The sequence below is a fragment of the Sphingopyxis terrae subsp. terrae NBRC 15098 genome, assembly GCF_001610975.1.
GTDB lineage: Bacteria > Pseudomonadota > Alphaproteobacteria > Sphingomonadales > Sphingomonadaceae > Sphingopyxis > Sphingopyxis terrae_A.
On the sequence record NZ_CP013342.1, the window covers coordinates 3257543 to 3272812 of the forward strand.

General features: G+C 64.4%; 14 protein-coding genes and 1 tRNA gene. 4 read left to right on the forward strand and 11 right to left on the reverse strand.

The genetic code is table 11. From position 1 onward, the window contains the following. Positions 1-12: 12 nt before the first annotated feature. Both hfq and hflX read left to right on the forward strand, forming a co-directional pair. Entirely contained in the window at positions 13-507 is a 495-nt protein-coding gene (gene hfq, locus AOA14_RS15500) for an RNA chaperone Hfq (protein ID WP_003051691.1), read from the forward strand. Between the two features lie 8 nt (positions 508-515). Continuing rightward, positions 516-1856 (forward strand): GTPase HflX, encoded by a 1341-nt coding sequence (hflX, locus tag AOA14_RS15505; protein ID WP_062902440.1) that lies wholly within the window; start codon positions 516-518, stop codon positions 1854-1856. Here the strand turns inward: hflX and mazG are convergent. From mazG to AOA14_RS15550, 10 genes are all read right to left on the reverse strand, one after another. After that, a complete protein-coding gene (mazG, locus tag AOA14_RS15510; protein ID WP_062902441.1) occupies positions 1834-2607 on the reverse strand; it encodes a nucleoside triphosphate pyrophosphohydrolase in 774 nt (257 codons plus the stop codon). The genes hflX and mazG overlap by 23 nt on opposite strands. Positions 2608-2683: 76 nt before the next feature. Next, entirely contained in the window at positions 2684-2860 is a 177-nt protein-coding gene (locus tag AOA14_RS19880) for a hypothetical protein (RefSeq protein ID WP_186403311.1), read from the reverse strand. Beyond that, positions 2857-3621: an MBL fold metallo-hydrolase gene (locus AOA14_RS15515; protein WP_062902442.1), complete on the reverse strand. Its 765-nt coding sequence runs from the start codon at positions 3619-3621 to the stop codon at positions 2857-2859. The genes AOA14_RS19880 and AOA14_RS15515 overlap by 4 nt, the downstream gene beginning before the upstream one ends. 13 nt (positions 3622-3634) lie before the next feature. Further along, positions 3635-4411 (reverse strand): TatD family hydrolase, encoded by a 777-nt coding sequence (locus tag AOA14_RS15520; protein WP_062902443.1) that lies wholly within the window; start codon positions 4409-4411, stop codon positions 3635-3637. Then, a complete protein-coding gene (gene metG, locus AOA14_RS15525) occupies positions 4411-5979 on the reverse strand; it encodes a methionine--tRNA ligase (RefSeq protein WP_062902444.1) in 1569 nt (522 codons plus the stop codon). Before metG ends, AOA14_RS15520 begins: the two co-directional genes overlap by 1 nt. A 38-nt stretch (positions 5980-6017) precedes the next feature. Further along, positions 6018-7010, reverse strand: a complete 993-nt coding sequence (locus AOA14_RS15530; RefSeq protein WP_062902445.1) for a DNA polymerase III subunit delta' — start codon at positions 7008-7010, stop codon at positions 6018-6020. Continuing rightward, complete coding sequence (gene tmk / locus AOA14_RS15535; protein WP_062902446.1) at positions 6998-7624, reverse strand: dTMP kinase; 627 nt, start codon at positions 7622-7624, stop codon at positions 6998-7000. The genes AOA14_RS15530 and tmk overlap by 13 nt, the downstream gene beginning before the upstream one ends. Then, positions 7621-8733 (reverse strand): D-alanyl-D-alanine carboxypeptidase family protein, encoded by a 1113-nt coding sequence (locus tag AOA14_RS15540; RefSeq protein ID WP_202988284.1) that lies wholly within the window; start codon positions 8731-8733, stop codon positions 7621-7623. Before AOA14_RS15540 ends, tmk begins: the two co-directional genes overlap by 4 nt. Positions 8734-8850: 117 nt before the next feature. Next, positions 8851-9861 (reverse strand): septal ring lytic transglycosylase RlpA family protein, encoded by a 1011-nt coding sequence (locus AOA14_RS15545; RefSeq protein WP_062902448.1) that lies wholly within the window; start codon positions 9859-9861, stop codon positions 8851-8853. Further along, positions 9845-10837: a lytic murein transglycosylase gene (locus AOA14_RS15550; RefSeq protein ID WP_202988285.1), complete on the reverse strand. Its 993-nt coding sequence runs from the start codon at positions 10835-10837 to the stop codon at positions 9845-9847. The genes AOA14_RS15545 and AOA14_RS15550 overlap by 17 nt, the downstream gene beginning before the upstream one ends. A gap of 226 nt (positions 10838-11063) precedes the next feature. On the opposite strand from AOA14_RS15550, the gene AOA14_RS15555 reads away from it, so the two are divergent. After that, positions 11064-11153: transfer RNA gene (locus AOA14_RS15555), tRNA-Ser, on the forward strand. Between the two features lie 13 nt (positions 11154-11166). Here the strand turns inward: AOA14_RS15555 and AOA14_RS15560 are convergent. Then, entirely contained in the window at positions 11167-11865 is a 699-nt protein-coding gene (locus AOA14_RS15560; RefSeq protein ID WP_062903206.1) for a 2OG-Fe(II) oxygenase, read from the reverse strand. A gap of 183 nt (positions 11866-12048) precedes the next feature. Between AOA14_RS15560 and AOA14_RS15565 the strand changes: the two genes are divergently transcribed. After that, positions 12049-15252: an autotransporter outer membrane beta-barrel domain-containing protein gene (locus AOA14_RS15565; RefSeq protein WP_062902450.1), complete on the forward strand. Its 3204-nt coding sequence runs from the start codon at positions 12049-12051 to the stop codon at positions 15250-15252. Positions 15253-15270: the final 18 nt, after the last annotated feature.

Genomic DNA, 15270 nt, shown 5'->3' on the forward strand with positions numbered 1-15270 from the left:
CAGGAGGCAAATGTGTCCGATAAAAACCAGAATCTTCAGGATCTTTTTCTCAACGCTCTGCGTCGCAGCAAGACCCCGGTAACGATGTTTCTCGTCAAGGGCGTGAAGCTGCAGGGAATAATCACCTGGTTCGACAATTTCTCGCTCTTGCTCCGCCGCGACGGCCAGTCGCAGCTCGTGTACAAGCACGCGATCTCGACGATCATGCCGTCGCATGATTTCGACCTGGCCTCGCTCGGCGCCGATGTGCGCGAAGTTCCCACCGCCAAGGGCAAGGCGCTTCAGGACGTTTTCCTGAATGCGGTGCGCCGTTCCGAAGAGTCGGTGACGATGTTCCTTGTCAACGGCGTCATGCTGCAGGGCGATATCGTCGCCTTCGATCTGTTCTGCATGCTGCTCGAACGCGAACGCCAGGTGCAGCTTGTCTACAAGCACGCCATTTCGACGGTTCAGCCCAACGGCCCGATCAATCTGACCGACAATGGCGAAGCCGACGGCGACGCCTGATCGACCCGATGTCCGATAGCGCCGAAGAGGTAACGCGCGGTGCGCCCGCGCTGCTTGTCGTGCCCGAATGGCACGGCCAGCGCCTGTCGCGCGATCTCGACGCGCGTGTCGCGGAAGCAAAGGGGCTCGCGGTCGCGATCGGTCTGAAGGTGGTGGCAGCGCATCCGCTGCGCCTCCGCCAGACGCGCGCGGCGACGCTGATCGGCGTCGGTCAGATCGAGGCTATCAAGCCCGCGATTGCGGCGCACGACGTGCAACTTGTCATCGTCGATGCCGCGCTGACCGCGATCCAGCAGCGCAATCTGGAAACCGCCTTCGGAACGAAGGTGATCGATCGCACCGGCCTGATCCTCGAGATATTTGGTGAGCGCGCCGCGACCGCCGAGGGGCGGTTGCAGGTCGAACTAGCACATCTCGACTATCAGGCGGGACGGCTGGTGCGAAGCTGGACCCACCTCGAGCGCCAGCGCGGCGGCTTCGGCTTCCTCGGCGGCCCAGGCGAGACGCAGATCGAGGCCGACCGCCGGATGATCCGCAATCGTATGGCGCGCATCCGCCGCCAGCTCGACGATGCGCGGCGCACGCGCCAACTCCAACGCGCCAAGCGGCAGCGGGCACCTTGGCCCGTCGTCGCGCTCGTCGGCTATACCAACGCCGGAAAATCGACGCTTTTCAACCGCCTGACGGGAAGTGACGTCATGGCGGAAGATATGCTGTTCGCGACGCTTGATCCGACGATGCGCGAAATCCGTCTGCCGGGGATCGACAAGGCAATTCTCTCCGACACGGTCGGCTTCGTCTCCGACCTTCCGACCGAACTCGTCGCCGCCTTCCGCGCAACGCTAGAGGAAGTGACGACGGCCGATCTGATCGTCCATGTCCGCGACATCGTCCATCCCGACAGCGACGCGCAATATGACGACGTCAAGGCGATCCTCGACTCGCTCGGGGTCAATGGGCCGCAGGACGGGGAAGGGGAGGACGCCGTCGACCCGATTCCGCAGATCGAAATCTGGAACAAGATCGACACCGCGGCTCCCGATCGGCGCGCCGAGATCGTCGAGATCGCCGCACGGCGCAGCGACGTCGCGGTCATTTCGGCCTTCACGGGTGAGGGCGTCGAGGCGGCGCGGACGCTGATGGCGGCGCGGTTAACCGAAGGCCACGAAATACAGCAGATTTTTCTCGGCTTTGACGAAGGGGAGGCGCTTGCCTGGCTCCACGCCCGCGGCGAAGTGCTCGACAACAAAGCAGAGGGTGAGGGGCATGTGCTCACCGTTCGGCTCGATCCCGCCGACCAGGCCCGCTTCCATCGCCTCTGGCCGGCTAAGGTTTTTCCGAAGCCTTGACCGCCTGCCAATGCGCTTCGAGCGCATCGAGCGGCATATCCGCCATGTCGGCGCCGGCGCGTGCTTCGACGGCCATGAAGCGGCGCGCGAACTTGGCGTTGGCGTCACGGAGTGCGCTTTCGGCATCGACGCCGAGGTGCCGCGCATAGTTCACGACCGCGAAGAGCAGGTCGCCGACTTCCTCCGCACGCGCTGCGTCGTCGGGGGCCGTTTCGACTTCTTCCAGTTCTTCGGCGATCTTGGCGCGCGGTCCGCCGGCATCGGGCCAGTCGAATCCCGCCCGCGCAGCGCGGCCTTGCAGCTTTTGCGCGCGCAGCAGCGCCGGCAGTGACAACGCCACGCCGTCGAGCACGCTTTTGGCGCCGTCGGCGCTGCGCTCGGCCGCCTTGATCTGTTCCCATTGCTGGCGAACGTCATGCGTCGTTGCATCGCCGAAGATATGCGGGTGGCGCCGTTCCATCTTGTCGCTGATCGCATTGGCGACGTCGTCGAACCCGAACAGGCCTTTGTCGGTGGCGATCTGGGCATGAAAAACGACCTGGAGCAGCAAATCTCCAAGCTCGTCGCAAATCGCATCGGGCGATCCGGAGGCTATGGCGTCGGCAACCTCATAGGCTTCCTCGATCGTGTAAGGTGAGATCGTTGTGAAGTCCTGCGCCAAATCCCACTCACATCCACCATCGGGATTGCGCAACTGACGCATGATTGCGAGCAGTCGATCGATGGGGGACAGCGAAGGCGCATTAGACATGTGATTATCCGATAATATATATTATGTTAAATTCAATATAACAGGGAGACCCGTTTGCCCCCCTCTCGTTGAATCGTCAGGCAAAAAGCTGCCACGTCCGAACGACGAGAAATACGAGCGCAAAGATCGCCACCCACGTGAGCGCCATCTTCAGCCCGTCGGCCAGATTGAGCCGTCTGGCCGCGAGCGAGCTCAAGACCAGCGCAAAGGCCCCGACGAACCAGATCATCGGCACCGTGGTATCGCCGTTCACAATTCCACCTCCAGCCCGTCGTACCCAGGCTCGACGCCGTCAGGCAGCTCGCCGGCCAGATCGTCATAATCCATCGTATTGTCCATATGCGTGATAATGGCCCGCGGCTGGCCCACCTTGGCGAGCCCTTCGAGCGTCATCGCGAGATGCGGATGCGTGGGGTGCGGATAGCGGCGGAGCGCGTCGATCACGAACAAGTCGACCCCCTGGAAGAAATCGACCATTTCCTCCGTAAATCGTGAAAAATCCGTCGCATATCCGATCTTGTGCGCACCGTCGCTGAAGATCAGGCCGCTGGCCTTTATCGGGCCGTGCGGCATTTCGAGTGCCGAAACTTCGATCGGTCCGATCCACTGATGATCGGCCAGTTCGATCGGATCGACCGAGGCCGGATAGCCTGCGTTGCCGGCAAAGGCGTAGGTGAAGCGCCATTTCAGAATATCCAGAACATGTGCGCGGGCGTAGGCCGGTACGGCCGAACCGCGCAGATGCATGATCTGACGCAAATCGTCGAGGCCGTGCGTATGATCGGCATGCTCGTGGGTCCATATCACCCCATCGACCTCGCCGATCCCGGCGTCGAGCAGCTGCAGGCGCATGTCGGGGCTGGTATCGACGATCAGTCGGTATCCGCCGAGCGAAATCATGATCGAGGCCCGGCTGCGCAGGTTCCGCGGATTGTCGGGGTCGCATTGCCCCCAGTCGTTACCGATCCGCGGTACCCCGGAAGAGGTACCGCACCCTAGAATGCGAACCTTCATGGCGCGTGTGACGTCATGGCGCCGCCTTGTTGAAAAGCGCGTAGAAATTCGCGCTTGTCGCCGCTGCCAGCGCTTCGCGATCATCGCCGCGCAGGTCGGCCAGAAAAGCCAGCGTATCGGCCACAAAGGCCGGCTCGCCGGTCTTGCCGCGATGCGGGACGGGGGCAAGGAAGGGGGAATCGGTTTCGATCAGCAGCCTGTCCTGCGGCAGCCATTTTGCCGTAGCCTGAAGATCGGCGGCATTTTTGAACGTCACGATCCCCGAGATCGAGATGAACAGCCCAAGGTCGAGCGCCGCTTTGGCGAAGTCGTCGCTCGCGGTGAAGCAATGAATCACACCGGTGTAAGACGCCCTTTCCATCTCTTCGCCGAGCAGCGCCAGCGTGTCGGCTTCGGCATCGCGGGTGTGGACTATGATCGGCAGGCCGGTCTGCTGCGACGCGTGGATATGGCGGCGAAAACTTTCCTGTTGCCGCACGCGATCGCTCTTGTCGTAATAATAGTCGAGCCCCGTCTCGCCGATCCCGATCACGCGCGGATGCGCGGCGCGCTCGACCAGCTTGGCGGTGTCGACATCGGGATGATGATCGGCATCGTGCGGATGGATGCCGACGCTAGCCCATACATCGGTATTGGCTTCGGCAGCAGCCAGGACGTCGTCCCACTCGCTCTCGCGCGTTGCGATGTTGAGCATCGCGGTGACGCCGCGCGCCCGCGCGCGCTCCAGCACTTCACCCTGCTGCTCGGCAAGCCCCTTGTAATTGAGGTGGCAGTGCGAATCGACGAGCATCAGGCCTCCCCTTCCCCTTCGGGCAGTTCAAGGCGTGGAAAGATAGGAATCGGCTGGCCGACCGCAAAACCGCTGGCAGCAAGCTTCGCAAACCATTCGGTGTCGGCAAGCGCGGCGAAGTCGCGCGCATCGTCGGCGATTCCCATCTGGTTGAGCAGCGCGTCAGCCGCGGACGGCACCACCGGACGGATCGCAATCGCGAGTGTGCGAATAGCCCGAAAGAGAGTCATCAGCACAGCACGCATCCGTTCTGGATTGGTCTTGCGCAGCGCCCACGGGGCCTGCGTATCAACATACTGGTTGCAGGCAAAAACTGCGCGGAGCCATTCCTCAATGCCGACAGAAAATGACAGCTCTTCAAACTCACGAGGAAGCAAATTTACTGCGGCGTCGCGAACGGCGCTCCTAAGAGCCAAATCCTCCTCACTCGGAGAGTAATCGTTCGAAATCTCGCCGTCCAAATTCTTGAAAATCATCGACAAGCTGCGCTGCGCAAGATTGCCGAAGCTGTTGGCGAGGTCGGCATTCGCGGTGCGCACGATCGCTTCGGCCGAATAGCTGCCGTCCTGCCCAAAGCTGACTTCGCGGAGCAGATAATAGCGCAGCGCATCGACGCCGAACTGTTCGGCGAGCGTCATCGGATCGACAACGTTGCCGAGCGATTTCGACATCTTCTCGCCGCGGTTGAGCAGAAAGCCGTGACCGAACACCTGGCGCGGAAGCGGCAGACCGGCACTCATCAGGAAGGCCGGCCAGTAAACAGTATGAAAACGAACGATATCCTTGCCGATCATATGAATGTTCGCCGGCCAGAATCGTACAAAATCGCCGTCCATGTCAGGATAGCCAATGCCCGACAAATAGGTCGTGAGCGCGTCGACCCAGACATACATCACATGCCCGGGGCTGCCCGGCACCGGGACGCCCCAATCGAAACTCGTGCGCGATACCGACAGATCCTTTAATCCGCCCTCGACGAAGCGCAGCACCTCGTTGCGGCGGCTTTCGGGGCGGATGAAGTCGGGATTGTCTTTATAGAGCGCGAGCAAACGGTCCTGATAGGCCGACAGGCGGAAGAACCAGCTTTCCTCGACGGTCCATTCGACCGGCGTCCCCTGCGGCGACAGGCGAACGCCCCCCTCCCCGTCGGTCAGTTCACTTTCATCATAGAAAGCTTCGTCGCGAACCGAATACCAGCCTTCATAGCGGTCGAGGTAGAGGTCGCCATTGGCTTCCATCGCCCGCCAGATCGCCTGCGATGCGCGATGGTGCGCCGGGTCCGACGTGCGCATGAAATTGTCATAGCTGATATTCAGTTTTCCATACATCTCACGGAAATATCCCGACATTTCGTCGGCAAGATCGATCGTCGCACGGTCTTGGTCGCGCGCGGTCTGATACATTTTCAGCCCATGTTCGTCGGTACCGGTGATCAGGCGCACGTCGCGGCCGCGCATCCGCTGGAAGCGCGCCATCACGTCGGTCGCGATGGCCTCGTAGGCGTGACCGATATGCGGACGGCCGTTGGGATAGCTGATGGCGGTGGTGATATAAAATGGTTCGGACATGCGCGCGCCTTAGCCGCTGGCGCGGCCAAGGGAAAGCGTCAGCGTGCCGCCTGCCCGCCGCGCGGCGCGAGTTCGGCGAGGCAGTTGCCGATCTCGAACCCCACCATCGCCCCGTCATATGACCCGCGCACCGCATCGCGCACCGTCCGCTGGATGCGGTCCCATTGACCGAGCACCGGTGCGATCTCTCCCAGCGGGCGTTCGCGCGCCAGCCGTGCCAGCAGGCCCGGCACGATGTCGATCACCAATTCGAGCCGCGCCCGGTTGCTGGTGCCGCCGACTTCGCGCGCCAACGCTTCGCGTAGCCGGTTGTCGCGATCACCGCCGGTCGCGATCGCCAGCAGTTTCTTTTCCATGACCGCGACGTCGCTGTCGATGAGCGCCAGCGCCTTGCCGGGAACCCCGCCCGAAGCCGCAACGATCGCGCGCACCTCGGCCATGTCAAGCATCGGGCGCAGGTCGTGCAGCCACGCCGTCATGACGTCACGCTCAACGGGTTGAAAACGCAGGATTCGGCAGCGTGACCGGATCGTGGGCAACAGGCGTCCCGGCGAGTGACTGACGAGCAGGAACAAGGTTTGCGCCGGCGGCTCTTCGAGCGTCTTGAGCAGCGCATTGGCGCCGTCGGTTTCCAGATCGTCGACCGCATCGATGACAACGACGCGCCACGCGCCGAGCGATAGCGACAGATGCAGGCGGCGGATCATGCCGCGTATCTGATCGATCGTGATATTGCGCGCGAGATCCTTGCTCTTGTCCTTCACCTGCCGCGTCAGATGGATGATCTCGGGGTGATTGCCCGCTGAAACGAGCCTGCCCGCCTGCTCATCACCGGGATCGTCGAGCGACAGCGGCGTCCCTCCCTCGCCCGCCCGGCCGTGCGTGACCAGAAAGCGGGTGACCCGTGCTGCAAAGGCGCCCTTCCCCATCCCCTGCGGCCCGGCGAGCAGCCAAGCGTGGTGGAGGCGGCCGCTTGTCCAGGGCTCAAGAAAGGCCTTCTCGGCGTCGTGATGGCCGATCATGGCAGCCATTCGGCAAGCTCCGACAACAGGGCCGCGGTAACGGCGGTTGCTGGCGCATCGGCGTCGACAAGGCGCCAGCGTAGCGGCTCCGCCGCTGCGATCTCCGCAAAGCGCGCGGCGAGCCGGGCCTGATAATCGGCGGGCTTGCTGCCCATGCGATCGGCGCCGCCGGCATCGCGCGCCGTCAGTCGCCGGCGCGCCTCTGCCGCGGAAACGGTCAGGAGGAAGGTCCGGTCGGGCAACAGGCCAAGCGAGCCGAAGCCGTGCAGCATCATGATGTCGGCATCGGTGATCCCGCCTCCCGCCCCCTGATAGGCGCGGGTTGAATCGACAAAGCGATCGCATAGCACCCAGGCGCCACGTTCGAGCGCGGGCCGGATCGTGCGCGCGACATGATCGGCGCGCGCGGCGGCGAAGAGCAGCGCTTCGCTACGCGCGTCCCACCGATCGTCGTCCCCCTCCATCAACAGCGCGCGGATCGCCTCGGCACCAGTGCTACCGCCCGGTTCGCGCGTCGCGACGACGTCGATCCCGCGTTCGTCAAGCGCCGCGGCCAGCGCGCGGATCTGCGTCGATTTGCCAACCCCTTCGCCGCCCTCGAGCGTGATGAAACGCCCCCTCATCGCCCGGCGAGCCGATAAAATCCGCTGCGCAGACGTGTCCAGACGCCATCGACCGGCGCCACGTCCTTCGCCGCCAGCAATGGCGTGGTTTGCGGCGGCAGGCCGTCGGGCGTCACGATCAGACGCGCGATCGGAGTGCCGCGTTCGATCGGGGCGTTTTGCGGGCTGCGGCTCTGCATCGCGGCGCGATAGTCGCCGGCATAGCCCTTGGGAACCGTCATTCGGACCGCAATACCGGCTTCGGCCATCACGCTCGGCCGTGCGCCGCGTTGCACCTCGACCGCCCCGATCTTGGTGCCCGCGGGCACCAGTTCGCGGCCTTCCCAAGCGTCGAAGCCCCAGCGCATCAGCCGTTCGGCCTCGTCGCGCCGCGCCTTTTCACTCTTCATGCCCGCGACCACCATGATCAGGCGGCGGCCATCGCGTTTTGCCGAACCGAGAAAGCAATAGCCCGCTTCAGCGGTGTGACCGGTTTTGAGGCCGTCGGCCCCGGCAAAGCGCCCTAGAATGGGGTTGCGGTTCGGCTGGACGATCGGCTTGCCTTCTGGCGACACGCCATGCTGCAAGCGCGGGATCGAAAAATAGCGTGCATAACCATCGGGATGGTCGCGGATCAGCCGGTCCGCCAGCGTGATAAGATCGGCAGCGCTTACCTTGGTCACGCCGCCATCGGGCCAGCCATTCGGGGTGCCGAATTTGCTCGACGTCATGCCGATTTTGGCCGCCATCGCATTCATTCGCTTGACGAAATCGGCTTCGCTGCCATCGATCCCGACCGCCAGCGCCGCGGCGGCGTCGTTCCCCGACACGGTGATCAGGCCCTTGAGCAATTCATCGACCGAAATCTTCTCGCCGGCGCGCAGGAACATCGTCGACCCGCCGTTGCTGCCGTTCCATTTGCGCCAGGTCGCTTCGCTGATCGTGAAGACCTTGTCGCGCGACAACTCGCCGCGCTTGATCAGGTCGAGCACGACATAGGCGGTCATCACCTTGGCCATCGAGGCCGGCGCGAAGCGTTTGCCCGCGCCGCGGGAAAAAAGGATCGCGCCCGAATCGAGATCCTTCAACATCACGATCGGCGCTTCGGTTACGTAGAGCGGCCTGCTCACTGCGCCCGGCTTCGGCTTGTCATTCCCCGCCGAAGCCGCCGGAAAGGTGCTTGCAAGCGCCGTTACCGCCAGTCCGGCGCCTATAGCACGCGCGATTCCGTTGCGACGCTGCACGGCTTAGCGGTCGCGCAGGACGGTCGCGTCGCGGAAGCCTTTGGCTTTCGCCTTGTCCTGTGCGGCTTTTGCTTCGCCGTCACTGGCAAAGGGCCCCATGCGGACGCGCCACAATTTGCCGGCTTTGTCGACATGGCCGCCGACCGATTTCGCTGCGACATTGGCCCGCGCTTCGCTGCTAAACGCGCCGACCTGAACGACGAAGCTTCCCGCAACCGCTTTGGGTGCCGGTTCCGCTTTCTTTTCGGGTGTAGCCGGCTTGGCCGCCGGGGCCGGCTTGGAAGGTTCGGGCTTTTTGCTGCTGGTTACCGCCATCCGGTCGTCGCCAGGTTTGGCCTGAGCCGATGCCGTCGGCGGCGCCGGTTGATCGGGAACCGTGGCGGCCGCCGCTTTGGGCACGGGCACCTGCTTGATCTTGGTCCGCAGGATCGACAGCAGCGATTCGGGCGTTGCCAGCCGCTCGGGTACCGGCCTGCCAGCGCGAAGCTGCGCGCGCTCGGCGGCGGGCGGATTGGTCCGGCGCACGCGAACCGCGCTCACCGCATCGGTCAGCCCGAGCTGTGCGGCGGCGCCGCGCGAAAGGTCGATCAGCCGGTCGTTGCTCATGGGTCCGCGATCGTTGACACGAACCAATATCGTTCGCCCGGTATCGAGCGCCGTTACCTCGACATAGCTGGGCAACGGCAGCGTCTTGTGCGCCGCGCTGATACCGTCGGGGTTGTATATCTCGCCATTGGCGGTCGGCTTGCCCGCCGCTTCTTCACCATACCAGCTTGCATAGCCGACATCGTCATAATCGGCGACATCCGCGGGCGTGTAGGTCGTGCCCGCGATGGTATAGGGATCGCCGAGTTTCACCGGCACGTCCGATACGCCATTGTCGGCAGGTGCCGTCGCGGGCGCAGCGGCGACCGCCGTATTGCTCTTGCCGTCAAAGCTGCCGCATGCCGCCAGCGCCAATGCCGTTCCTGCGACCAGCGTGGCCGCGCCCCCGCCCCTAACGATCGATTTCATCCGCCAGCAACCCCACAGAAAGTGCGTAAAAGTTCGAACAATTATAGTCGAGTATCGCACGATAATTACCGGTCAGCAAATAGGCGGTCTTTCCCGGGCCGTCGGGTTCGAGCAAGGTCGCCTGAATATGGTCCGCCGGCCAGCGTCCGCTCACTGGCTGGAACCCGGCGGCGCGCCATTCAGCCATCGACCGCCAGCGGCTGTAGCGGGCGAAAACGCGCGGGCAGCGTGTCGGCTCGAGCCGGGTTTCCATTACCGAACGGTCGAAGCCGTCGGGAACGCGTACGGCAACGCCCCATGGTTCGCCCGCATGCCAGCCTGCCCGGCGCAGGTAGGAACCGATCGACTCGACCGCGTCGGCCTCGCTCGACCAGATGCGGGCAACGCCGTCGCCGTCGCCGTCCTCGGCAACCTTGAGATAGACCGAGGGGAGGAATTGGGGATAGCCGAACGCGCCCGCCCAACTGCCCTTCAGGACGTCGCGCGGAACGCCCTTTTCGACCATTTCGAGCGTCGCAATGAATTCGGGTTCGAACAGGCTGCGGCGGCGTCCCTCATAGGCAAGCGTCGCCAGCGCTTCGGGCAGGTCGAAATTGCCGGTTACCGCCCCATAAGCGGTTTCGTGTCCGAAGATCGCGATCATGATGCTCGTTGGGACGCCCGTCCGCTCCTCGATCCGCGACAGTAGCGGCAACAGGCGGTCGTGGACGCGGCGCCCGCCATTGATGCGCGCGGCATCGACATGCTTCGCCTTGTAAGGCGCAAAGGCCGGGATCGGCGTATCGGGACGCGGCGGCGCGCCCAGATTGTCGCGATCAAGCGCCACGACGCGCGCATTGAAGCGAAGCCCGCTCGTAACCCGGTCGAAGGTCGCGCGCGAAACGCCGCGCGCCTGCGCCTTGGGCCATAGCGACTGGACATAGGTATCGAAGCCGGGATCGGCCGCCTGCGCGTGCAGCGGTGCCGAAGCCGCCATGGTCCATGCGGATAGGAGGACACCGATCCGGGCGAGGAGGCGTCCGATTCTGAATGGTTTAGCGTGCATATGTCCCACCCTATAGGGCGTGTCTGCCACGGATACAGCCCCCTTGGCCAGCCGCCGGCGGGACAGGACGAGTCATTCGCGCGCCGGACCGTTCGCACCGCGCGCGCCAAAGGTTTCGCTTGCCGCGCGCCGCCGCCGCGCTATGTCGGCGCCGCAAGGACAGGTGGCCGAGTGGTTTAAGGCAGCGGTCTTGAAAACCGCCGTGGGTGCAAGCTCACCGTGGGTTCGAATCCCACCCTGTCCGCCATCGCCGCACACGGCTAACGCGCGTCGTGAAATATGATGCCGATTGTGAAGCGCTCGCCCCCGCGAATTTCGCTGACGCCGTGGCGCATTTTGACGCGGTAGGTGCCGCGTGTTCCGGTTCGCGGTGCTTCGTTGACCGCGAACACGACCGCGTCACCCATCCGCAGCGGCACGACATGTGCGCGCGACTGCATTCTCGGGCGCTGTTCGGTCAGGACGAATTCGCCGCCGTCGAAATCGACTTCCGGCTCGGACAGCAGGACCGCCACCTGAAACGGAAAATGGAGGTCGCCGTAAAGATCCTGATGGAGGCAATTATAGTCGCCGGCGCGGTACCGTAGCAGCAGCGGCGTCGGCCGAACCTGACCCGACGCGTGGCAAAGGCGTGTGAAGGCGGACAGATCGGCGGGAAAGGAAGCGCTCGCTCCCAAACGCGCCGCCCATCGGTTCGCAAGCGGCGCCAGGCTTTCATACAGGCGCTGCCGCAACCGTTCGACGACAGCGGGCAAGGGATAAGCAAAGTAGCGATATTCGCCGCGGCCAAAACCATGACGCTGCATCGTCACCGTGCTGCGAAAGCGCTCGTCGGCGTCGAACATCGCGCAAAGATCGGCGCAATCGGAGGGGGTGAGCAGCTTCGGAAGCCGGTGCCACCCCTGCCCCTCCAGGTCGGCATCAAACTGCGGCGTCCGTATTTCCGGCTCGGCGGTCATTGGCATTCTTCCCCTTCGTCGTGCGGTGAGACGCGGCGAATAGCGGGACCGTGCGTCCGATCCGTTCCGTTTCTTGCGGCCAAAAGCCGGCGCGCGACTTTTTTCCAAGGTCGCGCGCGGCGCGCTCCGTCTTGTGTTCGGTTCCGGGCCATCGACCCGGGGGGACATCAAAAGAGGAACTTCATGCGCAAGACCCTGCTGGCATCGACCTGCCTGGCGACGATCATCGCCATGCCCGCATACGCCGAAACGAGCATCACCACCGCGACGACAACGCCGGTCAGCACCTCGACCGTCAAATCGGGCGCAGCCGACGATATCAAGATCGGCTCTGCAGGCTCGATCAAGCCGACGAGCAGCACGGCGGTCACGATCGACAGCAACAACAAGGTCACGAACGACGGCACGATCCAGATCACCAATTCGGACAGCACGCGCGGCATTTTTGCCAATGCGGGCGTGACCGGCACGATCACCAATTCGGCGACCGGCAAGATCATCATCGACGAAAGCTATACCCCCACCGACATCGACAATGACGGCGATCTCGACGGGCCCTTTGCGGTCGGATCGAACCGCGTCGGCATCGCAACCGGCGGCGCTTTTACCGGCAATATCGTCAACAGCGGCGAAGTGACGGTCGAGGGCAATGATTCGGCGGGCATCCGGCTTGGCGGACCGCTCACCGGCAATTTCACGACCGACGGCAAGGTATCGGTCATCGGCGACCGCGCACTCGGCGTCGGACTGCAGGATGTCACCGGCAATGTCCGCCTCGCCGGCACGATTACCGCGCAGGGCGTGGATGCAGTCGCCGCGCGGCTTTCGGGCAACATCAACGGCGCGCTTGTCGTGCAGGGCACGCTCACCGCCACCGGCTATCGCTACACGGCGGCGCCATCCGACCCGGCGAAGCTCGACGCCGACGATCTGCTGATCGGCGGCCCGGCGCTGTCGATCGAAGGCGATGTCAGCGGCGGCATCGTCCTGGCTGTCCCGCCCAAGGACACGAACGCTGCCGACAAGGATGAGGACAAGGACGGCATCGACGACGACAAGGAAGGATCGGCGGTCGTCCGCTCCTTCGGTTCGGCCCCCGCGATGCGGATCGGCTCGGCGGACCGCGACATCGCGATCGGTGCCGTTGCCGGAACGGGAACCGGCTTCGGCCTGATCATCGACGGTTCGGTGCAGGGAAACGGCCTTTATGCGGGCAAGGACGCGACGGCGATCCAACTCGGCGGCATGGGGCATAATGTTACCATCGCCGGCGGCGTGGGTATCAGCGGCAGCGTTCAAGCCACGTCGAAGGATGCGTCGGCAACCGCGATCCGCGCCGGTGCGGGAACGATCACGCCGGAAATCCGCAACGCGGGCAAGATCGAGGCGACGGGCGGCAGCAGCGCGACCTCGTCGATCACCGGCATCCTGGTGGAAGCGGGCGCCGACGTGGCGCTGATCCGTAACAGCGGGTCGATCTCGGCCAAGGCCGGCGGCGATGCCGCGACCGCGCGCGCGATCGTCGATCTGTCGGGCAATGTCGACATGGTCGAGAACAGCGGCGCGATCAGCGCCAGCGGCGCGCTCGCGTCGTCGGATCGCAATGTCGCGATCGACCTGTCGGCCAACGGCGGCGGTGCGACCGTCAAGCAGACGGCGGTTGCATCGGGTGTCACCGCGCCGTCGATTACGGGCGACGTCCGCTTCGGTACCGGCAACGATATCTTCGACATCGCCGACGGTTCGGTGAAGGGGAACAGCTATTTCGGCGCCGGCGACAACCGCCTCGCGCTGTCTGGCGACGCCACCTATGCCGGCAATGCGCGCTTCGGCAGCGGCAATGACACGATGGCGCTGACGGGAACGTCGGTGTTTACCGGCAATGCCGACTTCGGCGGCGGCACGGACATCTTGTCGATCGGCGGCACCGCCCGCTTTGCGGGGCAACTCGCCAATGCGCAGGGTCTTGCGGTGTCGGTCGACGGCGGCACCTTCGACATTGCCAGCGCGGCCACCATCTCGTCGCTCGCGGTGACCAACAAGGGCATCGTCGCGGTCACGCTCGACAGCGGCAGCACCGGCACGGCGTTGCAGGTGACCGGCACGGCCAGCTTTGCCGCCGATTCCAAGCTGGCGCTGAAGCTGTCGAGCATCGAGGATGCCGAGGGTGACCACGTCGTCCTGACGGCAGGAACGCTGACCGGCGCGGACAATCTGACGGCCACATCGACGCTCGTGCCCTTCCTCTACAAGGGCACGCTGACCTCGACGGCGAACGAGCTGCGCGTCAACATCGCGCGAAAGAGCACGAGCGAGCTTGGCCTCAACCGGTCGCAGGCGTCGGCGTTCAACGCGGTCGTCGATGCGCTTTCGGCCGACCAGGTGGTCGAAGGCGTCTTCCTCGACATCGTCGATGGCGACCAGTTCCGCAATCAGCTCAACCAGATGCTGCCCGAACATGAAGGCGGCGTCTTCGAAACCGTCACCTCGGGCTCGCGCGCGCTCGCACGCTATCTGCAAGACCCCAACGCGCCGTTCCAGGACGAGGGCAAATGGGGCTATTGGGTCAACCAGGCCGTATGGGGCACGTCGAAGAGCATCGGCGATACCGCGGGTTATGATGTCAGCGGCTGGGGCATTTCGCTCGGCGCCGAGATCAAGAGCGGCATCGGCAATTTCGGTGCGTCGGCGGCCTTCCTTAGCGGTAAGGACGGCAACAGCAGCAACGACAGCGAGGTCACCTCGACCCAGTGGGAAGGCGCGCTCTACTGGCGCCTGAATTCGAACGACTGGCTGGCCCATGCGCGCGTTTCCGGCGCTCCGATCCGGCTCAAGGGCACACGCGTGTTCAGCGCCGAAGCCGGTGCCGAGGATATTCGCGAAACGATGCGCGGCAAATGGGATGCGACGCTGTGGTCGGCATCGGGCTCGATCGCGCGCGACGCGCAGCTTGGCGGGATCAGCTTCCGGCCCACGCTCGCGGTGGATTATTTCAAGCTCAAGGAAGACGGCTATGCCGAAACCGGCGGCGGTGACGCGCTCGATCTGACCGTCGCCGGCCGCAGCAGCGACGAATTGTCGGTCAGCGGCACCGTCGCGCTTGGGCTCGAGTTCGGGGGCGCCGACGAATATGACGGCTGGACACGCTTCGAAATCGAAGGTGGCCGCCGCCAGATCGTCAGCGGGTCGCTGGGTGCGACGGTCGCGTCGTTCAAGGACGGCACGCCGTTTACCCTGGTCCCCGATGATCGCACGAGCGGCTGGGTCGGCCGCATCCGCGGCATCGTCGGCAATTCGGCCTTTCAGGCCGGCGCCGAAGTGTCCGCGGAAGAACAGCAAAGCCATATCGGCTGGGCGTTCCGTGCAAGCCTGCGCGTCGGCCTCTAAGCCCCCCATCGGGGCCGG